General features: G+C 61.7%; 22 protein-coding genes. 9 read left to right on the top strand and 13 right to left on the bottom strand.

The genetic code is table 11. The features are described from left to right. The first annotated feature begins 6 nt into the window (after positions 1 to 6). From BR00_RS10355 to BR00_RS10345, 3 genes are read left to right on the top strand one after another with little or no spacing between them, the layout of a single operon-like run. Complete coding sequence (locus BR00_RS10355; protein WP_496477523.1) at positions 7 to 1095, top strand: murein hydrolase activator EnvC family protein; 1089 nt, start codon at positions 7 to 9, stop codon at positions 1093 to 1095. A gap of 49 nt (positions 1096 to 1144) precedes the next feature. Further along, positions 1145 to 2419, top strand: a complete 1275-nt coding sequence (locus tag BR00_RS10350; protein WP_496477522.1) for a S41 family peptidase — start codon at positions 1145 to 1147, stop codon at positions 2417 to 2419. A 12-nt stretch (positions 2420 to 2431) separates the two neighbouring features. After that, complete coding sequence (locus BR00_RS10345; RefSeq protein WP_496477521.1) at positions 2432 to 3739, top strand: divergent polysaccharide deacetylase family protein; 1308 nt, start codon at positions 2432 to 2434, stop codon at positions 3737 to 3739. Between the two features lie 66 nt (positions 3740 to 3805). On the opposite strand, the gene gap is transcribed toward BR00_RS10345, so the two are convergent. Together gap and BR00_RS10335 are read right to left on the bottom strand one after the other, a co-directional pair. Continuing rightward, positions 3806 to 4825: a type I glyceraldehyde-3-phosphate dehydrogenase gene (gene gap / locus BR00_RS10340; RefSeq protein WP_496477520.1), complete on the bottom strand. Its 1020-nt coding sequence runs from the start codon at positions 4823 to 4825 to the stop codon at positions 3806 to 3808. A 12-nt stretch (positions 4826 to 4837) separates the two neighbouring features. Further along, entirely contained in the window at positions 4838 to 5398 is a 561-nt protein-coding gene (locus BR00_RS10335; RefSeq protein WP_281752465.1) for a GAF domain-containing protein, read from the bottom strand. 111 nt (positions 5399 to 5509) lie between these two features. On the opposite strand from BR00_RS10335, the gene ndk reads away from it, so the two are divergent. After that, positions 5510 to 5926, top strand: a complete 417-nt coding sequence (gene ndk / locus BR00_RS10330) for a nucleoside-diphosphate kinase (RefSeq protein ID WP_496477519.1) — start codon at positions 5510 to 5512, stop codon at positions 5924 to 5926. 54 nt (positions 5927 to 5980) lie between these two features. Then, complete coding sequence (gene proC / locus BR00_RS10325) at positions 5981 to 6760, top strand: pyrroline-5-carboxylate reductase (RefSeq protein ID WP_496477518.1); 780 nt, start codon at positions 5981 to 5983, stop codon at positions 6758 to 6760. Here proC and BR00_RS10320 read toward each other — a convergent pair. The 7 genes from BR00_RS10320 to BR00_RS10290 are packed head-to-tail and all read right to left on the bottom strand — an operon-like array spanning position 6757 to position 13602. Continuing rightward, positions 6757 to 7068, bottom strand: coding sequence for a hypothetical protein (locus BR00_RS10320; protein ID WP_496477517.1), 312 nt, complete (start codon positions 7066 to 7068; stop codon positions 6757 to 6759). The genes proC and BR00_RS10320 overlap by 4 nt on opposite strands. Then, positions 7065 to 7541: a MauE/DoxX family redox-associated membrane protein gene (locus tag BR00_RS10315; protein ID WP_496477516.1), complete on the bottom strand. Its 477-nt coding sequence runs from the start codon at positions 7539 to 7541 to the stop codon at positions 7065 to 7067. Before BR00_RS10315 ends, BR00_RS10320 begins: the two co-directional genes overlap by 4 nt. Then, positions 7538 to 9121 carry a rhodanese-like domain-containing protein gene (locus tag BR00_RS10310; RefSeq protein WP_496477515.1) on the bottom strand — a complete coding sequence of 528 codons (1584 nt, stop codon included), beginning with the start codon at positions 9119 to 9121 and terminating at the stop codon, positions 7538 to 7540. Before BR00_RS10310 ends, BR00_RS10315 begins: the two co-directional genes overlap by 4 nt. 8 nt (positions 9122 to 9129) lie before the next feature. Next, positions 9130 to 9663, bottom strand: coding sequence for a peroxiredoxin family protein (locus BR00_RS10305; RefSeq protein ID WP_496477514.1), 534 nt, complete (start codon positions 9661 to 9663; stop codon positions 9130 to 9132). After that, positions 9660 to 10388, bottom strand: a complete 729-nt coding sequence (locus BR00_RS10300; RefSeq protein ID WP_496477513.1) for a response regulator — start codon at positions 10386 to 10388, stop codon at positions 9660 to 9662. The genes BR00_RS10305 and BR00_RS10300 overlap by 4 nt, the downstream gene beginning before the upstream one ends. Positions 10389 to 10405: 17 nt before the next feature. After that, on the bottom strand, positions 10406 to 12400 hold the full coding sequence (locus tag BR00_RS10295) for an ATP-binding protein (RefSeq protein ID WP_496477512.1): 1995 nt from the start codon (positions 12398 to 12400) through the stop codon (positions 10406 to 10408). Beyond that, a complete protein-coding gene (locus BR00_RS10290; protein WP_496477511.1) occupies positions 12397 to 13602 on the bottom strand; it encodes an ABC transporter substrate-binding protein in 1206 nt (401 codons plus the stop codon). Before BR00_RS10290 ends, BR00_RS10295 begins: the two co-directional genes overlap by 4 nt. Positions 13603 to 13764: 162 nt before the next feature. Between BR00_RS10290 and BR00_RS10285 the strand changes: the two genes are divergently transcribed. The 3 genes from BR00_RS10285 (at position 13765) to BR00_RS10275 (ending at position 18506) form a co-directional block, all read left to right on the top strand. After that, the gene (locus BR00_RS10285; RefSeq protein WP_496477510.1) at positions 13765 to 14622 is read left to right on the top strand and encodes a transposase; all 858 of its coding nucleotides are present in this window, start codon (positions 13765 to 13767) and stop codon (positions 14620 to 14622) included. A gap of 107 nt (positions 14623 to 14729) precedes the next feature. Then, positions 14730 to 17765 carry a formate dehydrogenase-N subunit alpha gene (fdnG, locus tag BR00_RS10280; protein ID WP_496477509.1) on the top strand — a complete coding sequence of 1012 codons (3036 nt, stop codon included), beginning with the start codon at positions 14730 to 14732 and terminating at the stop codon, positions 17763 to 17765. A 12-nt stretch (positions 17766 to 17777) separates the two neighbouring features. Next, the gene (locus BR00_RS10275; protein WP_496477508.1) at positions 17778 to 18506 is read left to right on the top strand and encodes a 4Fe-4S dicluster domain-containing protein; all 729 of its coding nucleotides are present in this window, start codon (positions 17778 to 17780) and stop codon (positions 18504 to 18506) included. A gap of 103 nt (positions 18507 to 18609) precedes the next feature. On the opposite strand, the gene BR00_RS10270 is transcribed toward BR00_RS10275, so the two are convergent. The 3 genes from BR00_RS10270 to BR00_RS10260 all read right to left on the bottom strand — a co-directional run bounded on the left by BR00_RS10270 (position 18610) and on the right by BR00_RS10260 (position 21882). After that, positions 18610 to 20769 (bottom strand): DNA translocase FtsK, encoded by a 2160-nt coding sequence (locus BR00_RS10270; RefSeq protein ID WP_496477507.1) that lies wholly within the window; start codon positions 20767 to 20769, stop codon positions 18610 to 18612. Between the two features lie 69 nt (positions 20770 to 20838). Next, positions 20839 to 21396, bottom strand: coding sequence for an elongation factor P (gene efp, locus BR00_RS10265; RefSeq protein ID WP_281752434.1), 558 nt, complete (start codon positions 21394 to 21396; stop codon positions 20839 to 20841). A gap of 33 nt (positions 21397 to 21429) precedes the next feature. After that, entirely contained in the window at positions 21430 to 21882 is a 453-nt protein-coding gene (locus BR00_RS10260; protein ID WP_496477506.1) for a type II 3-dehydroquinate dehydratase, read from the bottom strand. A 276-nt stretch (positions 21883 to 22158) separates the two neighbouring features. Here BR00_RS10260 and BR00_RS10255 point away from each other — a divergent pair, with 276 nt between their 5' ends. Then, the gene (locus BR00_RS10255; protein ID WP_496477505.1) at positions 22159 to 23775 is read left to right on the top strand and encodes a DEAD/DEAH box helicase; all 1617 of its coding nucleotides are present in this window, start codon (positions 22159 to 22161) and stop codon (positions 23773 to 23775) included. On the opposite strand, the gene rhtB is transcribed toward BR00_RS10255, so the two are convergent. After that, the gene (gene rhtB / locus BR00_RS10250) at positions 23772 to 24389 is read right to left on the bottom strand and encodes a homoserine/homoserine lactone efflux protein (protein ID WP_496477504.1); all 618 of its coding nucleotides are present in this window, start codon (positions 24387 to 24389) and stop codon (positions 23772 to 23774) included. The genes BR00_RS10255 and rhtB overlap by 4 nt on opposite strands. Positions 24390 to 24448 lie beyond the last annotated feature (59 nt).

Raw genomic sequence — 24448 nt, 5'->3', positions numbered from 1 at the left:
CTCTCCATGCCGTACCGCTGCAGCTGCCTCTTCGTCCTTTGTTTCCTCCTGGCCGCCTCCCCGGCCGTGGGGGCTTCGACGACCCAGGAAAAGCTCCGCGGCACCCAGCACCAAGTGGAAGCCCAACGCCGGGAGCTTGAAGCCACCAAACGCAGGGAGGCCGCGGTCCAGGCAGAGCTCACGCGCCTCGACACCAAGATCCGTGCCCTTGAGGAACAACTCGCCGAGGCCCAGAAGGCATGGGAAGCCACCCAGGGACGCAAGCAAGACCTGGAAGGGCAGCTCTCTCAAATCCAGTCCCGCCACGACCAGTTGGCGAGACGCGCCTCGGAGCTCGCCCGAGTTTTGTGGGCCGCAACCATGCGCCTCAAGTCCTTCCGCACGGAAGGCTGGGCCGAGGCGGACCGAGAGAGCACCTGGCTGGCGGCGGTGCTCCGAGAGCTCCGGCAAAACCGCATCCAGCTTGCCCAAGCACAGGCGGCCCTCTCGGCTCAGGCCGAAGCCGTCCGAAAAACCGCCGCCGATCTCGAGGATCAAAACCGCCGTCTGGCCGCCATCAAAGACGATATCACCCGCCAGCGCCTCGCCCGAGTCAAACAGGCGGAAAAACTGCGCGCACAGCGCCTGCAGGGTGAAGCACAGCTCGGATCCCTGCTCACTGCCTTGGAAGACCTCCGACGCAAGGCCGCCCTGGAAGCAGCGCAGAAGATCTCCGCCGCCAAAGGGAAACTCCCCTGGCCCGTACAGGGACGCGTGGTGCATCGCTTCGCCCCCAAGGCCTCCCCGCCGGTGACCGGCATCGACATCGCCGCCAAAGAAGGCGATGCAGTCCGGGCCATTGCCGCAGGCAAGGTGGTCCACAGCGATACGCTCCGAGGACTCGGACACGTGGTCATTGTCTACCACGGAGAAACATATTATTCGGTCTACGCTTTTTTAGCGACCCCCAATGTGGAGGAAGGCCAACGCGTAGCTCAAGGAGCCACCTTGGGGCGCTGTGGATTTTCCCCCAAGGTCAAAGGGCCGGGAGTACGCTTTGAGCTGCGCTCCGGCTCCAAAGCCCTCGACCCGCAGGAATGGCTCGCGCCCTTGTGACGGTGTGGTTATGGCATCTTTCGTGTTTTCCCTCTCCAAGGAGGAATGTATGCGCCTTATGCATGGTGTCGGAGCATTGGCTCTGCTCTTCATCCTGGCTGGCGTCCCGGCCCAAAGTCTCGCTCGGGATGCCGATCAATACCAAGCTCTGAAACAATTCAGCCAAACGCTGGACCTCATCGAGAAAAATTACGTCCAGCCCGTCAACCGCACCGACCTCATTCATGGGGCGATCCAGGGCATGCTGGGGGCCATCGACCCGCACTCCGCCTTCATTGATCTCGACAAGTTCAAGATGATGCAAGAAGAGTTTCAAGGGGAATTCGGCGGCATCGGGATCCAGATCGGCATCCGTGACCGCCGGCTCACCGTCATCGCGCCCATCGAGGATACGCCAGCGGCCAAGGCCGGATTGCGTGCCGGAGACATCATCCTGGAGATCAATGGTGAGTCCACCGCAGAGATGAGCATCGAAGACGCGGTGACCAGGATCCGCGGCCCCCAAGACACCAGCGTCACCCTCACCATACTCCATACCGACTCCAAGGCTCCGGAGAAAGTCACCATAGTGCGGGGCACCATTCCCTTGGTGAGTGTCAAGACACGGGAGCTCGAGCCCGGATACCTCCAGGTGCGCATCACCGACTTCAAGGCCACCACCACGGCAGACCTGCACAAAAAGCTGCGCGAATACACCGCCCAGACCCCGCTGCGGGGGGTGATCCTTGATCTGCGCAATAATCCCGGCGGCCTGCTGGACCAGGCCGTGTCCGTCAGCGATACGTTCCTGCGCGACGGTCTCATCGTCTACACCCAGGGCAGGGATCCCCAAAGCCGTCAAGACGAACTGGCCACAGCCCAAAGCACAGATGTCACCTGTCCCGTGGTGGTCCTGGTCAACGCCGGATCGGCCTCCGCCTCGGAGATCGTAGCCGGCGCCCTGCAGGATAGAAAACGCGCCCTCATCGTTGGCGAGCGCACCTTCGGCAAAGGCTCGGTGCAATCTATCATCCCGCTGGCCGACGGCTCTGCCATCAAACTGACTGTGGCCCTCTACTACACGCCCAGCGGCCGTTCCATTCAGGCCGATGGGATCCAACCGGACATCGAGATCCCGCTGGTAACCGACGCCACCACTCCCGAAGAAGACCCAATGCTGCGCCGCGAAGCGGACCTCTCCCGTCACTTGGACAACCCCAATGGCGATGCAGGCAGGACCACAGAGAAAGAAACGCAGGCGATCTTGGCCCAGGACAATCAGTTGCGCCTCGCCTTGAGCCTGGTGAAATCCCTGCCGCACATCACCCAAATTCAGGCGCGCTAAGCCTATCCGGGCATGGCTCGCCGCCAATCCTCGTCCAAAAAGCGCTCCTCCCGCCGTCCATCCAGGGCGGCAGGAGGACGCGTCGCGCTTGCGCTTGGACTTCTCACCCTGGTAGCCATCACCTTTTGGGTCTTGCGGGCGGTGCTCGCCCCGTCTCCTCCAGCCAAGGTCCCCCCCCAAGCACCTGCAGCGCCTTCAGCGCCTGCGCCCCGCTCGGGGCCTGCATCCTCGCCACCTGCCGCCCCAACTCCGGCGCCGTCGCCCAAGCTTCCTCCAGCCCTCCCCTATGAAGCCCAAACCGAAGATGCAGAAGTCCTGGTCCATTTCATCGACGACGCCATCACACGGGCGGCAGAATCCTGCGGCCTGGACGCACGCAACATCCATATTGCTTCCGTGGACACCCACACCACGGGCCTAGGCGAAATCCAGTTCCAAACCATCGAAATCCCAGCCCCGGACCCAGCGCGGTTTCGGGTCGCCCTGGAACAGATTCTCGCGCGTCTTCCCCGCGCTCCTCGACTTTTTTCGCGCACCCCAGACGCCCGTGACCTGGAGGTCCGCATCCAGGGGGTCACGACCCACCGCATCATCCTCCAGCCAGAGCCCCCGCTCCTGCCGCCCACCACGACCGCTTCCGGACAGTTGGTGATCATCATTGACGACCTCGGCCAGGATCTCGTGGCCGCCCAAACCCTGGCGAGCCTTCCTATCCCGGTGGTCTTCTCCATCCTTCCCTACACCCCCAAGGCCCAGGCCACGGCCGACATCGCCCACCGCGCCGGACGTGACGTCCTCGTGCACCTGCCCTGCGAGCCTCACGGTTTCCCCCACCCCAATTCCGGGCCAGGCACCCTCATGGCGGGCATGGACGCCGCCCGCATCCACGCCCTGGTGGACGAAGCCTTGCTGCGCGTGCCGCATGCCATCGGCGCCAACAACCACATGGGCTCACGTTTTACCGAAGACTACGCCGGCGTGACGGCCATGCTGAAGGCCCTGCACCGTCGCGGAAAAATCTTCGTGGACAGCGCGACTACGGCCAAGAGCGCCGTCCCGGCCGTCAGCCGGGACGCCAACCTCCCTTACCTGCGGCGCACCACTTTTCTCGACAACGTGGCCTCCACCCCGGCGGTCCTCGCCCAACTGCGCAAGGCCGAAGCCATAGCGCACAAAAAAGGGGTGGCCATCGCCATCGGCCACCCCTATCCACAAACCTTGCGGGCGCTCACCATCTGGGCCCGAGAGCACACCGGAGGTGCGCAGGTCGTCTCCCTCAGCCGCCTTGCACCCCGGTTCGCCCAAATCCCAAGCCCCTAAAGGCCATGGAGTTGGCCCCCAGGAGATGCGCGGAAGACTTCGGAACAAGACCTCCTCCAGGCCGACCTAAAGCCCTTTCTGCGCCATATAATGGGCCAAATCCGCCACCCGACAAGAGTAGCCCCACTCGTTATCGTACCAGATATACACCTTGGCCAAATTTCCGCATTGGACGGCAGTAAATTCCGCCTCCACGATGCCGGAGTGGGGATTGCCCAGAAAGTCCGAAGACACCAACGGCTCCTCGCTATAGGCGAGAATACCTTTGAGTTCCCCGCTGGCAGCGTCACGAAAGGCGGCCCGCAACTCCTCGGTGGTGGTGTCGCGCTCCAGCACGGCCACGAAATCCACCAAGGAAACCGCAGGGGTGGGCACACGTACCGAATAGCCGTCGAAACGGCCGGCCAGTTCCGGCAGCACCTTGGCCACGGCCTTGGCCGCGCCCGTGGAAGTGGGGATCATGTTGCAGGCCGCAGCCCGGGCCCGGCGCAAATCCTTGTGCGGCAAATCCAGGATGCGCTGGTCGTTGGTATAGGCATGTACCGTGGTGAGGACCCCTTTGACCACCCCAAAACGGCTGTGCATCACCTTCACTGCCGGGGCCAGACAATTGGTGGTGCACGAAGCATTGGAGACCACGTGATGCCGGGCCGGGTCGTAGGCATCCTGGTTGACGCCGAGCACGATGGTCACATCCTCTTCCTTGGCCGGGGCGGTGATAATCACCTTCTTGGCGCCGGCCTCCAGATGCTGCCGGGCCGTGGGGCCGGTGCGAAAGATACCCGTGGCCTCCACGACGATATCCACCCCCAAGCTTCCCCATGGGATGAGCTTGGGATCGCGCTGAGCAAAACTCTGGATTTCCCACTGCCCTCCCACACGGATGACGGAGCCGTCCTCCTCGATACGCTCAGGAAAGTGCCCATAGGAAGTATCGTGACGCAAAAGATGCGCGTTGGTCGCCGTGTCGAACAAATCATTGATGGCCACCACTTCCAGGCTGTCCCGATGCCGCTGCCAGATGGTTTTGAGTACCTGACGGCCGATGCGGCCAAAGCCATTGATGCCGATGCGAATCTTGGTCATGGTGCGCTCCCTCTAGTCTTCAAAGGTCTGGTAGTCGTAGGCGTGAATGAGTTCCATCTGCCGCTTCAGGGTCTGATGCATGCGGGCGTTCTCGATGGCAATGGCCGAGATATCCGCGATGGCCTGTAAAAACTTGCGCTCTTCGGCGTCGAATTCTCTCGGGGTGTCGGTGTATACCCGCAGCACTCCGATGGGCCGCGTCCCTTCCACCATGAGCGGGGCCACCAGGATCGACGCCAGCCCTTCTTTGGCTGCATCCTCGCGGTACTGAAACCGCTCGTCCGTGCGGGCGTCCAAGATGGTCACCATCTGCCCGGCAAGGGCTTCCTGGTCGATCTTGCTGCGTGCCACCTCCACGGGTCCCTTGCGGGCATAGCGATCGCTCAAGCCATAAAACGCCGCAGGTTTGAGCACCGTGCCTGTGCGGTCGAGCAAACGCAGAAAACACCCTTTGACTCCCATGGCCCGCGTCACCTGCTCGGCAATACGCGCCAACACCTCACTGGGATCCAACGAAGAGTTCACCGTGCGGCTTACCTCGTAAAACACCTCGTACAACCGTTTGTCCGCCATCACGCACTCCTTTGTTTTTGAACGTTCAACCAAAAAAGATCTCCCTCTCCAACCTTGTTTTTTTCTCTGTTTCAGAATAGATAAACCACAATTCTTTTTCAAGGAGTTTTCATGGAACGGACACTTGCTCTCATCAAACCGGACGCCGTGGAGCGGGGTCTCCAGGGCGAAATCATGGCCATGATCCAAGCCGCAGGACTGCGCATCATCGCCATGAAAATGCTGCACCTCACCAAGGCCCAGGCCGAGGCCTTCTACGCCGTGCACAAGGCTCGCCCTTTCTTTGAAAGCCTCACCACGTATATGAGCTCTGGCCCCATTGTCGCCCTATGCCTGGAAGGGGAAAACGCCATCCAGCGCTACCGGGACCTCATGGGCGCCACCAACAAAGACCAGGCAGCGGAAGGCACCATCCGCAAGAAGTACGCCCTGGACATCGAACGCAACTCGTGCCACGGCTCCGACGGCCCGGAGACAGCCGCTGTGGAGATCCCGTTCTTCTTCAGCGCTTTGGAACTCGTCGGCTAGTCATGAGCGGGGGTGACCAGCCCCCGCTATCACCCCAATATCACGGAGGCGGTCATGGCCCACATCGCCATCATTGGACTGGGAAACATGGGCGGTGCTCTGGCGCGCGGCTGGGGCAAGGCGCACGTCGTGTACGGCTATGACCCCAATGTTCATCAGGACGCCCTCGGACCCCACGTCCATCTGACCTCTTCCGCAAACGAGGCTGCGACCAAGGCGCAGTACGTGATCCTGGCAGTGAAGCCGCAGATCGCCGAGGCAGTCACTCGGGGACTTCGCCTTCCTACCGGAACCGTCCTCGTCTCCGTGGCCGCCGGCATTCCGGTGGCGCGTCTCAAGGAATGGTCCGGCGGCGCGCCGGTGGTGCGCGTCATGCCCAATACCCCGGCGCTCATCGGCCAGGGAGTCTTTGCCCTCTGCGTGGAGGACCCGGACCTATCCAGCGAAGCAAAAACCGAAGTCCCCGATCTCTTTGCTGAGTTGGGACAAACCCATATCCTTCCGGAGCGACTCCTCGACGCCTATACCGGCCTCATCGGCTCCGGGCCGGCGTATGTCTTTGCCTTCATGGAGGCCCTCATCGACGCCGGAGTGCTCGTGGGCATCGCCCGCACTGAGGCCACGGCCATGGTGCGCGCGCTCATCGCCGGAAGCGTGGCCATGACCCAAGAGCCGAACGCGCACCCGGCGCTCTTGCGTGAAGCCGTCACGTCTCCTGGAGGGACCACCATCGCCGGCCTTGCCACCCTGGACGCCTGCGGCTTTCGCCACGCCATCTTCGAGGCAGTACGGGCCGCCACCCGGCGCAGCGAAGAACTCGGACGCGGCGTCTAGCGCCGAAACTCCACCATCCCCCAGCCGGGGACGTCCACCCGAAGGAAATCAGGGGCGATCACCCGCCCCTCCAGCACTCCACCGCGGCGGGTATAGAGGCGCAGCCGCTCTCCATCCACGGACCACGAAAAGACGCTTTCTTCCATCCCCACCTGCCACTTGCCTGTCCCATCCGGAGCCAAGGTCATGACGATCCGTACCGACTCGCCGCCATGCGGGGACTGGCTCGTGTACCGACCCGCCACGTCCATACGGCTGCTGCACCCCACCACCAGCGCTACGGCGAGGCTCCACAACAAGGTTTTCATCGATCAAGCTCCGCAGAAGAAAGGAGGAATACGCGCTCCAAGTGCAAGAAACGATCATACCCGATGACGTACAAGGCCATACCCAACCAAACCAAATCCCGGGCCACGGTCAGCCATGAGGCAGGCTCTCCGGAGGCTTCAAAACACCCACACCCCACCGGCAGCCCCCGCCACAAGACCGAGGCCACCGCCACACTGAACATGGCGAGGAGCCCGGCCACCGTCCATGCCGCGGCCTTGGCGCGCACCCCGAGCACCAGACACAAACCCGCCAAAAGCTCCAGCCACGGAAGTACCACCGCCACCACGGGCACGAGCGCATACGGCACCAATTGGTACTCCACTACCGAGTCGGCAAAGGCGGCCGGGAACTGAATCTTGTACAGGCTGGCCAGCACGAAAAGGCCGCCCAGATAGACCCGCAGCAGCAACGCGATCCAAAAAAGCCCGCGCCAAGCCAGCCAGCGCCTCATGGCCGCGCCTCCGGGAGAGCTTCGAGTATCGACACCGCCTCATGGCCCCGCTCCACGAGGAGGCGTGCGGTTTCCACGTCGTAGAGCCGGCTCCAGGTCCGTCCGAACACCACCACCGGCTGCTCCGGGTCGAGGTTTCCCAAAAGCATGGGGTAGATCAAATCGAAAAATTGCGGGGGCACATTGACGGCCCCCGGAAGGCTCCCTCGCTCAAAGTACTGCCGCGGCCGGGCATCCACCACCACCGCGTCCTTGGGGATGGCGGCCACCACCTGCACGCTTGGGGGCAAGGAAGGGGGCAGCAACTCCACCCCCTGCGGATTTTGGCTGTTGAAGGCAAAGCCCAAGGCAGCGCTGAGGAGCACCAAAAACACGAAGTCCACCACCCGCGCCCGGGTCACCTGCCACGCCTTGTCCTCCAGCGCCCCCAACACATGCCGCACCCGCTGTTCCAGCTTGGTGATGCGGCTCTGCGCCGCGGTGAGCTCCTCCACCATCTGCTCCAGACGCAGGTTCCGCTCCTCCAAATCCCGATTGAGGGCGACGATGGTGGCAAAGGCATCGGCCCCGTGGAGGTGGAGCACCAATTGCTGCATGCAGGCGAGCAACGAAGAATCGTGGTGCGCCACCGCCTCCTGCAAGGGATCTCCCAACACAAAACCCCCGAAAAGCCCTTCGCGCACCTGAAAGAAAAAGCCACGACGCGGCGTAAAATCCAGACCCATTTCCGGGCTGTCCTCCAAAGAAATCTCCTCCACATGCAGCGGCGGCACCTGTTTGGTGGCGCACCGGGAGAGACAGGCAAAAAGCAGCGCATCCGCCGCGCGCTTGTCTGGCCGAAAGACAGTCCCCCGAGACTCGGCCAGCACCCAATCCCGCTGCCGGTCCACAAGCACCAACACCCCCTTGGTATAGGCAAAGCCCCCCAAGACGATGGGCACGGCCCGGGACGCGGTTTCTTCCAAGCTCCGCCCCTGTCCCAACTCCACGGCCAGTTCCCGCTGGGTGCGCAGGTGCAAGATCTGGCGGTCCAATTCCTCGTTGCGGCGCACCAACTGCGCGGAAAGGAGTTCTTCCCGCACGCCGGCCAAGGCAAAACGCAAGCTTACCTGGAGCAGCACGCCAAGCGTATGGAGGAAACGCATGTCTTCGTCGTCGTAGGCATCCGCCCCCAGAGGCGACCCTACCATGAGCACCGCCACCTGCTCGGCATCCACCGCCACTGCCAGGCCGGCGGCCACCGGCCACGGCCACCGAGCGCGCTGCGCCGCATCCACGGTGACGGGATGCCGCGACGAACGCGCCTGCTCCAGCACAGGGGACAGAAGCTCCTGCCACAGCGCCCCGGGGTCACAGGAGAACCCTTTGCCGATGCAATCTTGGATGCGGTCGTCAACAGCAAGCACGGCGCAACCGCCAGAGGCTCCAAGCCCCCCCATGGCGGAAAGCAAGACGGTCTCGAGGATGGCCCGCGGCTTGCGCGTGCCCTCGATCTGCGCCGCCACCTCCCGCAGCACCTCCAGATGGTAGGCCGTGCGCTCCAGGTCGTCACGCAGCGGCTGACAGCTGTCGCCAAGCATGACCGCCTCTAGGGCAAGAGATCGCGGATGCGGGCGTAGAGTTCGCTCACATCCTCCACCACGCCCAGATGCGCCCAGACAATGGTGCCGTCGGCACGACATACGATGGTATATGGGGTCAAGGGTTCTCCCAAGGCCTTGTGGGCCACATAGTTGGGATCACTCACCACGGGGAAACGATACATGCTTTCCCGAGCCTGGGCCACCTCCAGGTCCGTTCCGCCGGCGGCCACCGCAAACATGGCCACCCGACCTTTGGTCTTGCCTTTGTTCAAGCGACCATACAGAGAATTGAACCCCGGGGCCTGCTTGTGGCATTGGGGGCAGTACACGCCGATGACTTCCAGGAGCACCAGGTCCGCCCCCAAATCCTGTACGGCAAACGACGCCCCTGGCTGCATCCCCAAAGCGGCGGCATCCTCCGCCAAGTGGGGCGCGGCAAAGCGGATCTGCGCGATCGAGGCCCCCGGACCCAAAGGCTCCGCCCCAGCCGACAACACCCCAATCAACACCAAGCCGATGGCAACGAACATCCGCTTCATGCCGCACCTCCCCCTTTGCAGGCCTCGGTCACCGTGGGATAGAGACGCACCATGCGGGTGAGGCCAACGATATCGAACACGCGCCGGAAATTGTCCGAAAGCCCGGCCATGACGATCTCCACCCCGTCTTTTTCACTATCCAGGACCAACTGGGTGAGGATGGCGATGCCCGCGCCATTGACGGATGTGCTGGGCTCGAATTCCAACACCACCCGCCGCACCCGCGCGTCCACGCCCTGCTGGTAGGCCTCGCGCAGCAGCCCCTCGGAGTAGGCATTGAGGCTCCCCTGGATATGGATGACGAGGATGTCGCCTTCCTGGCGGCTCTCCACCTCGTGCTGCCGACGCTTGGCCAGGGAGAGCCGTTCCCGGGCGCGAGAAAGCGCCTGCTCCAAACTCTGACGCTGGATGGGTTTATTGATGAAGTCCGCGGCATCGAGATTGAGGGCCTGAATGGCAAGATCCATGTCCCCATGGCCGGTGATCACGATCACCTCCGTGGTGGGCGAGCGGCGCTTGATCTCGCGCAGGACTTCGATGCCGTCCATGCCGGGCATCTTGATGTCCGTAAGTACAATTTCCGGACGCTCCCGCTCAAAGAGCTCAAGGCCCTCCTCTCCGGATTCGGCCGTCAAAATGGCAAAGCCGTACACCTCCAAAAACAGGGAAAACATCTTGAGGGTGGGCTTTTCGTCATCGATGATGAGGATCTTTTCTCGTTCCATGGCGGACTCTCCTCGCATTAGCTGGCGGCAGGAAAGGACAGACGGAAGGTGGTGCCCGTACCGGGCTCGCTCTCGATGGTGATCATGCCGCCATAATCCCGGACAATGCCGTAGGTGATGGCCAGCCCCAGCCCCATGCCCTTGCCTGTCTGCTTGGTGGTGAAAAACGGCTCAAAGATCTTGTTGCGCACGTCCTCGGGGATGCCCGAACCATTGTCCGACACCGAGGCGACCACCCGCCCCTCGTCGTCCACGAAGGTACGGATGAGGATGTCGCCGTAAAGTTCGGGTTCGCTCTCCATGCGCTCCTGGATAGCATCTCGAGCATTGTTGAGCAAATTGAAAAATACTTGTTGAAACCGGTTGTTATGTCCCCGCACCCAAGGCAGAGAAAGCGCCAGGTCCAGGCGGATGGCAATGCGCTGCAGGGAAAACTGCCTCCCGATGATGGAAAGCACCCCTCGAATGGGCTCGTTCAAATCCACCCGCTCCAGGGTGAGGCCGGACTTGCGGCCAAAGGCCCGCAGGTTGTTGATGATCTCCGCGGCGCGGTCCACCTGCTGGCTGATCTCGGTGGTGATCTCGCGGATCTGCGCCTCAGACACCGGACGCCCCTGTTCCAAGAGCAGCCCCAGATATTCGCTCCCCATCTTGATGGCGTTGAGCGGCTGGTTGATCTCATGCGCAATGCCGGCGCTCATCTCGCCCAAGGTCTTCATCTTGGCCGCCTGGACGAGCTGGGCATCCTTTTCCATCATCTCGGTGATATCCGCCACCGCGACGATGATGGCCTGTTTGCCTCCATAGCTGATGGGACAGGCATGCATATTGACGTAAAATGGACGATTGCCCTTTTTATAATGAATGACCTTGGGATAGTAGACGCACCCGGTCCTGGTCTCTCCATTTTCCAGCGCCAAAAAACACTCCTTGGCTTGATCCGGATCCAGCTTCTCAAAGGGCATGCCAAAAAGTTCCTGGAGCGGATATTCATACACTTCTTCTGCCCTGGGGTTGGAATCGAGGATGGTTTGCGAGGCGCAGTCCACTACGAAGATGGGATCTGGCCCAGAATCGAAGAGGGAACGATACTTCTGTTCCGACTCCTGCAGGCGTTTGCGGTACAGCCGGATGGACCACACCATGTTGAGAAAGGAATCCGCCAACTGCACGACTTCATCGCGGCCCGGACGCTTGCGGTAAAATTGGCACGTGGCGCAGGCCTGTCCGGTCTCCCGCCGCACCCCCCGGCCGCCACGGACGGCCTGCTGGTCGAAATGCCAGCACGGCATGTTGGTGTCCTTGTAGGCCGGACAATTGGTCACCGCCCAATCCAACCCCTCCCCAAGATCAATGGGCACGTCAAAGTTGCCACGGCTCAACTCATCAGAAATACGGGTCAGTCGCCGCAGGGGCATGGTGATGTGCCGGGAAACCAGGTGGCTCACATAGAAGACGATGACGATGACTGCGGAAATGAATCCCAAGAACATGAACCGGAGCTTGGCCACCAAGCGATCGATATGGTCTTTGCTGAGACCCACGTGGACGCTGCCGATGCGGTAGATGCCCTCGCGAATGGGGACAGCGATATCATAGGAAACTTTATCGCCGTGGCGCACCAGACGCACGCTTTGGGGGACATCCTCTGGAATGATGTTCGCCGTACGGAACGCCTCGGGAAAAGGAACGGTCAACGTATGGGCGAGCACGTTGTGGGAGCGGTCGAGCACGTAAATATAGTTGATGAGATATTGGCGCTCCCGCAGCCTCGCTTCATCAAATATCAGGCTCAAGAGCTCGGGATCGTTCTTTTCCAAGACAAAACCCGCGCCCCGCTCGGCAATGGAGCGGGCGACCGCAATCCCGCGCAGCTCAAGCTCTTTGGTGAGTCCGGAAATCAGAATCCATCGTGCCAAAAAGGCAATGGTCACACTGATGACGAGGATGACGCCGAGAATGGAGAAGAAAATCTTATTCTTCAACGAGACGCGGGAATAGAACCGGATCATTGCCGCGCCCCCTGGATGTCGTTCCAGCGATCGAGAAGGACGAAGCGCCCGCCGCGAAGCACGGTAAAGTACACCGTATCCAAGCCTTGGTGGTCCGCCGGGCCGAAAGACAGACGCACATCCGGACCAATGGCAAAGTCCGTCATGGATTCCACGGCGCGCAGGAATCGCTCTCGGGTCAGCGCGCGACCTGCACGGCGCAGGGCCTCTACCAAGACCTTGGCATTGATATAGCCTTCAAAGCCCACGAAGTTCGGCTCTTCCCCGGGAAAATACCGCGCCATAAGCTCTACGAATTCTTGAGCGCTCGGTGTCGGCGTGCCGTCGGCGCTGCGCGGCGGCGGCACCACCTGACTCATGATCACCGGCACCCCATCGAGGTTGGTCCCCGCCAAGTTGCGGGAAAGCTCCCGCGCCCCCACGAACGAAACCATGTAAAACAGCGGTCGCAGCCCCCGGCGCAAGGTCTGGCGGATGAAATTGGCGCACGGGTCCGAGGTGCCGATCATCACCACGGCCTGGGCCGCAGCCGCAGCAATGCGGTCCACGGCTTCGGTCACGTCGTTGGTGCCCCGCACATAACTTCCGCGCGCCACGGGCTCCAAATCGAACTCCTTGAGGGCGAGCTCCGTACCCGTCAGCCCATCGAAACCAAAGGCGTCGTACTGATAGAACACCGCAATGCGGGTAAGTCCAAGATCGCGCACTAAATGTTCTATCGCTGCCCGAGTTTCTTGATAATACGACGCTCGGACATTAACCACATAAGGCAAAAACGGATCTCGCAGTGCATTAGCACCTGTAAACATTCCCAAAAGCGGAACGCGGGACTCCTGTACCAATGGCAATACCTTGACTGTCGTTGGCGTTCCAACGTAGCAAAAAAGACCGAATACTTTATCATCGATAAGAAAGCGCTGGGTATTGGCAAGACATTTCGGCGGATCATACGAATCGTCACGAGTGATCACACGAATACGGCGTCCGTGCACGCCCCCTGCTTCGTTGACGAACTGAATGTACGCCATGGCCCCTTTGATGGTTTCCTGGCCAAGATAGCCGGCATGGCCTTTGAGCGCGAGGGATGACCCCAGCACCACTTCCGTATCGTGCACCCCAGAGTCCCGCACCTCCGGCATGGGCACCACCACCTCCGCTTCTTGACAGCCCCATAGCGCCACGAGCAGCAGCCACGCCCACATCCGCCATCCATGGTCCCGTCGTTGCCAAATTCCCATGCCGCCCCCATTGCAATTATATGCTTTATAAGACATAAAGCACCGCCAGTTCCTCCATACAATCCGGAGGCTCCGGCACCCCTTTTATACATAATACGTAAGGTTTTTCCCAAGAAATTTTATCATATGAAGCTTGAACACTACGAAAAAATTATCAAAACAGAAAACTCCGCAAAAAAATTCCTGTTGGGATTTTGCTGGAAAAACCATCAGCGCTTTTGTCCCAAGTGCCGCACCCGCCGCCTCTACGCCCTCCGGGGGGGATACCGCCGCTGCTCCCGCTGCGGCTACACCTTCCACGATTTCAGCATGCGGTTCCTCAACAACGGCAATCTCTCCTGCCAGCAATGGCTGCGCCTGATCAAACTCTTCGAATTGGAGGCTCCCACCAGCCGCGTGGCCGAACAACTCGGCCTGTCCTACAACACGGCCTACAAATCCATGACCACCCTGCGCATGGCCATCGTGGCCCACAGCCTGGACGCCCGCCTCATCTTTTCCTCCATCCACGGCCTCGACCTCGGCCCCTCGGGAAAATTCCGCAAAGAAGGCCGGGTGCACAGCGCACGCATGCCGGTCTTCGGCATCGTGGAACGCGGAGAGCATGTGTTTGTCGACCTCATTCCCGAGCTGGATGCCGAAAGCATCCTCCATTTCAAGATGAATTTCCACCTCAAAACCGCCAGCCTCGGCAAAATCATCTACACCGACCGCTACAAACACTACGCAGCCCTGCTCACCGGCGGCAGCGCCCTGTCGAGCGTCTACCGCATCAAGCACGCGGACAAAGGGCTTTTCATCGATTCCTCCCGAGGCTTCTGGTCCTTTTCCAAGGCCTGGTTCCAACGCCTACGCGGCATATCTCCAGTCAATTTTCCATTGTATATCAAAGAATTAGAATTCCGCTACAACCACCGCCACGAAGATATCTTCCCCATCCTCGCCCAGTACCTCTGCGCCTTTGTGCCAAACTTTGAGCAATAAGCACTTCCTTGTCTTCCCTGGAACCATTCTCCATGAGGCCATTATCGGAGAAGCAGCATATCTCCGGTACGCGAGTATGCCGAGGGATCAGCAACAAGGAGGGTATTATGCAACTTCGGCGCAGAGAATTCATTCAGCTGACAGCCGCAGCCACAGCTGTCACGGCCTTTGGCGGGCTGGGGATCAGCCTGGAAGAGGCCAAGGCCGGCGCGCAACTCATGCAGCTGCGCAAAGGCAAGGAGTCCACGTCCATCTGCTGTTATTGCTCGGTGGGATGCGGGCTCATCGTGTCCACCGACGAAAAGACCCATAAAGCCATCAACGTCGAAGGCGATCCGGACCATCCCATCAACCAGGGCGCGCTGTGTGCCAAGGGGGCCTCCATCTTCCAACTGGCGGAAAACGACCGCCGCGTCACCCAGCCCCTCTACCGCGCCCCGGGCAGTGATCGTTGGGAGCCCAAATCCTGGGACTGGATGCTCACCGAAATCGCCAAACGCGTGAAGGCCACCCGCGACGCTACCTTCACGAAGACCAACGCCGAGGGCCAGACCGTCAATCGCTGCGAAGGCATCGCTTCCGTAGGATCGGCGGCCATGGACAATGAAGAGTGCTGGATCTACCAAGCCATGCTCCGCAGCCTGGGGCTCACGTACATCGAGCACCAGGCCCGTATTTGACACAGCGCCACAGTTGCGGCTCTGGCAGAGTCGTTCGGACGCGGCGCGATGACCAATCACTGGATCGATATCAAGAACAGTGATTGCATTTTGATCATGGGCAGCAATGCTGCCGAAAACCACCCCATTTCCTTCAAGTGGGTCCTCAAAGCCAAGGACAACGGGGCCACGCTCATCCATGTGGATCCCCGCTACACTCGCACCTCCACCAAAGCGGACATCTATGCCCCGCTGCGCTCGGGAACGGACATCGCCTTCCTGGGCGGCATGATCAAGTACATCCTGGATAACGACCTCTATTTCAAGGAATACATCGCCAACTATTCCAACGCATCGTTCATCGTTTCCAAAGACTATAGCTTCCACGACGGCCTCTTTTCAGGATACGACGAGGCCACCCGCAAGTACGACAAGACGAAATGGGCCTTTGAACTGGACGAAAACGGCGTGCCCAAGCGGGACATGACCCTCAAGGATCCCCGCTGTGTATTCCAACTGCTCAAGCAGCATTACAGCCGCTACGATATCAAGACCGTAGCCTCCGTCACCGGAACGCCTGAGGACAAGATCCTTGCCGTGTACAAAGCGTACACAGCCACGGGAAAACCGGAAAAATCCGGAACCATCCTCTATGCCATGGGATGGACCCAGCACTCCGTCGGCGTGCAGAACATCCGGGCCATGTCCATCATCCAGATCCTGCTCGGCAACATGGGGGTTGCCGGCGGCGGCGTCAACGCCCTGCGCGGGGAATCCAACGTCCAAGGCTCCACGGACCATGCCCTGCTCTTCCACATTCTACCCGGATACATGGCCACACCGCGGGCGAAATGGCCAACACTTGCGGACTACAACAAGGCCAACACCCCGGTGTACAACGATCCCAAGAGCGTCAATTGGTGGAAGAACAAGCCCAAGTACCTGGCGAGCCTCCTCAAGGCCATGTACAAGGACGCCGATCTCGAGACCGCCTACCAGTGGCTGCCCAAGCTGGACGAGGGACAGAACGCCTCCTGGCTCTTCCTCTTCGATCAGATGCTCAAAGGCAAGTTCAAGGGCTTCTTTGCCTGGGGCATGAACCCGGCCGCCAGCGGCGCGGACTCCAACAAGACCCGCCAAGCCCTGGCCAAGCTCGACTGGATGGTCAACGTCAACATCTTTGAAAACGAGACCGGCTCCTTCTGGATGGGCCCGGGCATGAACCCCAAGGATGTCAAGACCGAGGTGTTCTTCCTGCCCTGCTGCGTGTCCGTGGAAAAAGAAGGCTCCATCACCAACTCCGGCCGCTGGATGCAGTGGCGCTACGCCGGCCCCAAGGCCGCCGGACAGAGCAAGCCCGACGGCGACATCATCTACGAGCTCATCCGCAAGATCCGCGAGCTCTACCAGAAGGAAGGCGGCGTCATGCCCGAGCCCATCTTGGGCCTCAATGTGGATGATTGGGGCGACGGCCATACCTTCGACCCCCACAAGGTGGCCAAGCTCATCAACGGCTACTACCTCAAGGATACGGTGGTGAAGACCCCGGACGGCAAGGAAGAGACCATCAAGACCGGCACCCAAGTAGCCTCCTTCGCCTTCCTCAAGGACGACGGCTCCACCTGCTCGGGCAACTGGCTCTACTGCGGCTCCTACACCGCCAAAGGCAACATGGCCGCCCGCCGTGACGCCACCCAGACCCCGGCGCAGGAAAAAGTCGGACTCTTCCCCAACTGGTCCTGGTGCTGGCCGGTGAACCGCCGCGTGCTCTACAACCGCGCCTCGGTGGACCTCAGCGGCAAGCCCTATCAGCCGCAGAAACCCGTACTGGCGTGGGACGAGGCCACCAAGAAGTGGACCATCGACGTGGTGGACGGCGGCGGCGACCCGGGCACCAAGCACCCCTTCATCATGCGGGTGCACGGCGTCGCCTCCATCTTCGGCCCCGGCCTCAACGACGGCCCCTTCCCCGAACACTACGAGCCCCTGGAATGCCCGGTCATCGAGCATCCCTTCTCCAAACGGCTCAACAGCCCCGTTGCGGTGGAGTTTGCGGGCGAAGCCCACAAACGTGCGGTGTGCGACCCACGCTACCCCTTTGTATGCACCACCTACCGGGTCACGGAGCATTGGCAGACCGGCGTGCTCTCCCGCTGGGTCCCGTGGCTCTTGGAAGCCGAGCCGCAGCTCTTCTGTGAGATGAGCGAAGAGCTCGCCAAGATCAAAGGCGTCCAAAGTGGCGACAAGGTCATTTTGGAAAACCCCCGCGGCCAGCTCACGGCGGTGGCCATCGTCACCAAGCGCATGAAGCCGTTCAAGGTCCTCGGCAATACCGTCCACCAGGTGGGCATCCCCTGGCATTATGGCTGGGTATGGCCAAAAGACGGCGGTGACGCCGCGAACCTGCTGACTGCAGCAGTGGGCGATCCCAACACGGCCATTCCGGAAACCAAGGCCTTCATGGTCAACGTGCGCAAAGCCTAAGGAGAGAGAGCCATGTCCGGAAAAGCCTTCTTTGTGGATCTGACCAAGTGCACTGCCTGCCGCGGATGCCAGGTGGCCTGCAAGCAATGGAACAAACTCCCGGCGGAAGAGACCAGAAACTGGGGTTCCCACCAGAACCCCAAGGACCTCTCGGCCATCACCTACAAACTCGTCCGCATGCAGGAAATCGCCGATGCTCAAGGGGAACTCGTCACCTGGGCCTTCTTCCCGGAACAGTGCCGCCACTGCATCGAGCCGCCCTGCAAGATGACCGCCGACGCCTACGACAGCGCGGCCATCTACCACGACGAAAAAACCGGGGCCGTGGTCTTCACCGAAAAGACCAAAGACCTCCCGGACTTCAACGAAATCCGCGAGGCCTGCCCCTACAACATCCCCCGCCAAAACGCGCAAACCAAGGTCATGGCCAAATGCACCATGTGCCTGGACCGCGTGCAAAACGGCCTCAAACCGGCCTGCGTGCAGGTGTGTCCCACCGGGGCCATGAACTTCGGCGACTACGACGACATGCTCGCCCTGGCCCAAAAGCGCCTGACGGAGGCCCAGAAAAGATACCCCGAGGCCACCTTGGGGGATCCGGAAAGTGTGCGGGTCATCTACCTCTACCCGGTGGAGCCCCAAAAAATCTATACCTACGCCGTGGCAAGCCTCGATGTGCCGCTGCTTGACCGCCGCAGCCTGCTTGCGCGGCTGGCCCCGTTCCGCAGGCCTTTGGCCTAACGACCCACCTCCCAACCCTGGGCCGGAAACCCTCCGGCCCACCAACGCATACGGGGAGCCCAGAGGCTCCCCGTCTTCATTGGTGTGCGAAGATACGGCACGGTTATGATTCCCGCCGCCGCACCACCCGAGGCTTACTGCCATCCGCCGGACCAATAATCCCATCCTGCTCCATCTGCTCGATAAAGCGGGCGGCCCGATTGAAACCAATGCGCAGCCGACGCTGGATCATGGAAATGGAAGCGCGCCCCATCTCGTACACCAACTCCAAGGCCTCGGCGTATTTGGGGTCGTCCAGCACGTCCCCGGCCGAACCATCGGAGCCCGCGTCCTCAGCGCCGCCATCCAACGAAGCGAAGTCCACGTCGAACTTTTGGGGGGTCTGGCGGGCCCAAAACTCCACCACCTGGTCGATCTCGTCATCCCCCACAAAAGCGCCGTGCACCCGCAGCGTAGCCCCGCCACTCGCCTTGTAGAGCATGTCTCCCTGGCCCAAAAGGTGCTCTGCGCCAACAGCGTCGAGGATCGTCCGCGAGTCGTGCTTGGAGCTCACCTGAAAAGCGATGCGCGAAGGAAAATTGGCCTTGATGATCCCGGTCACCACGTCCACCGACGGCCGCTGGGTGGCCAGCACCAAATGGATGCCCGCGGCCCGGGCAAGCTGCGCCAGACGCACGATGCTCGTCTCCACCTCCTTGGCTGCAGTCATCATGAGGTCTGCAAGCTCATCGATAACGATCACCAAAAAGGGAAACGGCTTGAGTCCGGCGAGGTCTTCCGGAAGTTCCGCCCCCAACTCGCGCAGCTTTTCATTGTACGTCGTGATATGGCGCACCCCCAAACGGGCCATGGCCTCGTAGCGCTCTTCCATCTCCCGCACCGCCCAATCCAAGGCGTTTTTGGCCAGATGCATGTCCGTGACCACAGGATGCACCAGATGGGGCAACCGACTGTACGTGGCGAGTTCGATCCGTTTGGGGTCCACCAAAAGGAGGCGTAAGCTCTCGGGCGTATGCCGGTAGAGCAGACTGACGAGCAGGCAGTTGAGACACACGGACTTGCCGGCGCCCGTGGCACCGGCCACCAAAAGATGCGGCATTCTGGCCAGGTCCACCACCTTGGGGGTTCCTTGGGCGTCTTTTCCCAAGGCCAAAGGCAAGAACCCTCCCTGGGCGAAGGCCGGATTTTCCAAAATCTCCCGCAACACCACGGACTGGCGCTTCTCATTGGGGATTTCGATACCCACGGCGTCTTTGCCCGGAAGCGGGGCCACAATGCGCACCGACCGCGCCTTGAGAGCGAGGGAAAGATCATCGCCCAGGTTGGCAATGCGGCTCACCTTGATCCCTGGAGCTGGCTTGAACTCGAACAGGGTGATGACCGGGCCAGGCTGAATGGCCTGGACTTCGCCCTGGATGCCAAAATCCGCAAAACATGCGGCAAGCTGCTGGGCTTGGCGCTCCAGAGTTCCCTGCGCAACCCCGGAACTATGCGCAGGCGCTGCGGCAAGCAGCTCCACCGGTGGGAGCACGATCCCCGAGGACGACGCCGGGACAACGGCCTTTGCCGCTGCACGTGCGGCTTTCCCCCCGCCAGGCTTGGGCCGCAAAGACCGCGGTTTGACAACGGTCATCCGCGGAGGCTCTGCTTCCACCACCTGGGCATCGGGCAACGGGGCGGCCTCCATCTGCGAGGGCTGCGGTGCAGGCGTTTGCTGTTTTTCGACCGGAGAGAGCCACGCTATGAGCGTACGGCCCAAGACCGCAAGAGGCACCGCCAAAGTCAGACGCGCCACCAGAAGCCCTCCGGCGACCAGCACACTGGCCAACCCCAGTTCGCCCAGATAGAGACGCGTCCACCCCGCCAGCATCCGTCCCACGAGACCGCCGCCATACATGGGTAGGCCCGCCATGAGCTCTTTGACCCAGGACCATTCCAGCGCCACCAGGGTCCATAGCCCCGCAAGTCCCCACCCCAGCCAGCGGGCTGGGGCCATACGCCAGGAGGGGAAGAGCAGGCGCACGAGCACGACGGCCACCCCAAGCGGGGTGAGCCAAGCGGCCGCCCCGAAAAAATCCACTAAAATGCCCGCGAGATACGCGCCGAAAATACCGGCCACGTTACGGACCTCGCTGGCGGCCACCGCTCGGTTGAGGGCCGGATCCAAACCAGAATAGGAGTACAGGGCCGCCACCAAAAGCACCAACACGACCCCACAGACCAGTGCGGCAATTTCCCGCACCAACACTCGCATGTCTCGCATAGCCCCTCGCAAAAAACACAAGGCCACGGAGCCGCCTCCATGGCCTTGCGCATCCCGCAGTTTCCGGCCCTACTCGCGGCCCAGGTAGGCGCCGGTTTCCGTGTTGATCTTGATACGATCCCCGGTCTCCACGAAAAGCGGCACCTGGACCACCACGCCGGTCTCCAAGGTGGCGGGCTTGGTGGCGCCGGTCACGGTATCCCCCTTGACTCCGGGATCCGTGGCCGTCACCTCCAAGACCACCGAAGCCGGGATCTCGAGATCCAGCGGCCGCCCTTCATAGAGCATGACCCGATACGACGAGGCTTCCTTGAGGTAGCCACCCTTCTCCCCCACCACTGCAGCGGACACAGTCATCTGCTCATAGGAGGTCATGTCCATGAAGACGAAATCCTCGCCCTCACGGTACAGATACTGCATTTCCCGGACTTCCAGATCCGGCTTGGGAAATTTCATCCCTGAGCGGAAGTTCTGCTCCACCACCGCGCCGGTGATGAGATTGCGATACTTGGTGCGCATAAACGCCCCGCCTTTGCCGGGCTTGTAGTGGCTGCACTCCAGAATCTCACAGGGCGCGCCGTCGATTTCAATCTTTTTGCCTTTTTTAAAATCCGTCGTCGAAATCATGCCATTCTCCTTGCCAGAAAAATACGTCGGCGCTCACGAGGCGGTCTGCCGCATCTGCCACAGCGCCCGAACCGCCAAGGCATATCCGAGGATACCAAATCCGGCAAGGGTGCCTGCCGCGCGGGGTGCCGTAAGGCTCGTATGCCGAATGGATTCGGCTCGGCCCGCCACATTGCTCAGATGCACCTCCACATACGGGATGCCGATCCACGCCAGACAGTCGGCCAAGGCGAGGCTCGTGTGGGTGTACGCCCCCGGATTGATGACAATGCCGTCCACCCGCTCCTTCCAGGCCTGCTCCAGGCGGTCGATAAGCCCCCCCTCGCTATTGGACTGAAAGAAGGAAAGCCGCACCGCGTGGGCATGCGGGGCCATGAGCTCCGCCACCAAGCCTGGCACCGCGTCCATGCCCCGGGTTCCGTAGATTTCCGGCTGCCGCACCCCGAGATAGCCGAGGTTCGGCCCATTGACGATGAGAATATCCACAGCATGCCTCCTGAAAACGATGGCCTTCGGCTACCGCCTCCCGTCCCCACTGGCAAGGCTCACAGCGCACAAGTGCTCCCGGACAAGACCGCAGCGCCCTCAAAAAAACACTCCCCAACAACGCCTCAAGCCGAGAGCGCAACTTTTTCCTTGCCCCCTCCTACGGAAGCGTCTACGAAGCGTAAAGACGCTGCGGCCTGCGCTTGCGTCCCTGTCCTGAAGTCCCCTCCCGGTTTTGCCGAGTCTCTCTTGCACTTTTTCCCCACACAGGTTGCTATGCCCACATTTGCCACTCTAGGCCTCTCCGATGCCGTGCTCACGGCCGTGCTCCGCAAAGGGTTCGAAGAACCCACGCCCATCCAAGCCCAAACCATCCCCGCGATTTTGAACGACACCCGCGACGTCCTCGCCCAAGCTCAAACCGGCACCGGCAAGACCGCGGCCTACGGGATTCCCATCCTCCAGATGCTCGATCCTGCTGCACCCCACGTACAGGCGCTCATTCTCACCCCTACCCGAGAGCTTGCCATCCAGGTGGCCGAAGAGCTCTCTTCCCTGCGCCCGGATCCACGCATCTCCATCGCCCCCATCTACGGCGGCCAGTCCATGGGGCTGCAGCTCCGGGCCCTGCGCCGAGGTGTCTCCATCGTCGCCGGCACCCCGGGCCGTATCCTGGACCATCTGCGTCGGGGGAGCCTGGATCTCTCCCTGCTCTCCTTCGCCGTGCTCGACGAGGCCGATGAGATGATGAGCATGGGCTTTCTCGACGATGTGGAAGAAATTCTCTCCCACACCACCCCGGCCAAGCGTACCCTGCTCTTTTCCGCCACCATGCCGCGGGAAATCCTGGCCGTGGCCCGGCGCACCATGAACGAATTCGTGACCTTGCGCGCCGAGAGCACGAGCCTCACCGCCAGCGCCACGGATCAAATCGCCTTTGAAGTAGCTGCAGCGGACAAATTCGAGGCCCTGTGCCGCATCATCGACATGGAGGAAGACTTCTACGGTCTGGTCTTTTGCCGCACCAAAGTGGACGCCGACGCCATCGCCACCCGCCTGGAAGAGCGGGGCTACGACGCCCGCGCCCTGCATGGAGATCTCGGCCAAGCGCAGCGGGAAAAAATCCTCGACGCCTTCAAAAAGCGCCATTCGCGCATCCTCGTGGCCACAGACGTGGCCGCCCGCGGCATCGACGTGCAGGATCTGACCCACGTCATCAACTTCGACCTGCCCGGGGATCCCGAAGCCTACGTGCACCGTGTGGGGCGCACCGGCCGCGCCGGTAAAAGCGGCATCGCCATCACCTTTGTCACGCCCTCCGAATACCGACGGCTGCAGTGGATCCAAAAGCTTGCCCGCACCTCCATCCGCAAGGGCAAGCTCCCCAAGGTGGCCGAGGTATTGGAAGCCAAGCGCAGCCGCATCGAATCCGAGGTGCGCAGCGCCATGGATCAGGACATCGACCCGCAGATGCGGCTCATGGCCGCCCGGATCCTTGCGCAAAGCGATCCAGAAACCGCGCTGGCCGCCGTGCTCCAGCACGCCTTTGGCACCGAGCTCGACCCCGGCCGCTACCGGGAACTTCAAGAACTGGGGCCTGACCGCACCGGCAAGACCCGATTGGTGGTCAGCCAAGGCCGCCGGGACGGACTGACGCCCCGACGCCTGGTGGCCTACCTGAGCGACGTCTGTGGTGTGGAGCCGCGCCGGGTGGGAGACATCGAAATCCTCGACACCTGCGCCTTCGTGTCCCTGCCCTTTACCGACGCCGAAAAAGTCCTGGCCCACCGCTCCCAAGAAGGCCGCGTCCTCTTTCGCAAAGCCCGGCCTCGGCCCCGGCCGCCTTTTCCCAAAAACAACGCCCGTTCTGGGCCCCGGCACCCGAGCCGCTAGGCGGCCCGGGCGGAAGCAAGCGCCGCACCTGCGCTCATAAAGAGCGCCCCCAGCACCCGATTGGCCCGTACCATGGCCCGCGGCTGCGCCAATATGCAGCGCACCCGGGCCGCGGCCAAGGCGTACCCGGCCATGACCAGGGCATCCACGGCCAAGATGGTTCCCCCGAGCAGGAGATACTGGGGCAGAAGCGGCTGCTCGTAGTGGAGAAACTGCGGAAAAAACGCCGCCAAAAAGACCATGCTCTTGGGGTTGGTGAGGTTGATGAGCACGGCCCGGCGCACCATCGCCCCAGCGCGAGGCGCCGCGTCCACACCTCCCAACGCCGCCGGCGTCTCCCGCCATTTCTGGATACCGAGCCACACCAGGTAGGCCGCGCCCACCCATTTGAGCACGCCAAAGGCCGTGGCCGAAGCAGCAACCAGCATCCCCAGCCCTGCGCCCACCACCACGATATGCACCCCCAGGCCAAGCTCCAGGCCAACAATATTCCAGAGCGCCGCCCGCCCGCCTTGGGCAAGGCTCACGCCCAGCGTGGAGATGGCACCGGATCCAGGACTCAAGCTAAAGACGATACTCGCGGCCACAAAAGGCAGCCAAGTGGCAAGGGTCATGTATGCGCTCCATACGCCAATAGGGTTTCCACAGAGGTCGACGCCACGAACATTCGGCC

Source organism: Thermodesulfomicrobium thermophilum DSM 16697 (genome assembly GCF_059568695.1).
Note: the sequence above shows the minus strand (reverse complement) of the source record. Positions and strands in the feature narration are given on the sequence as shown.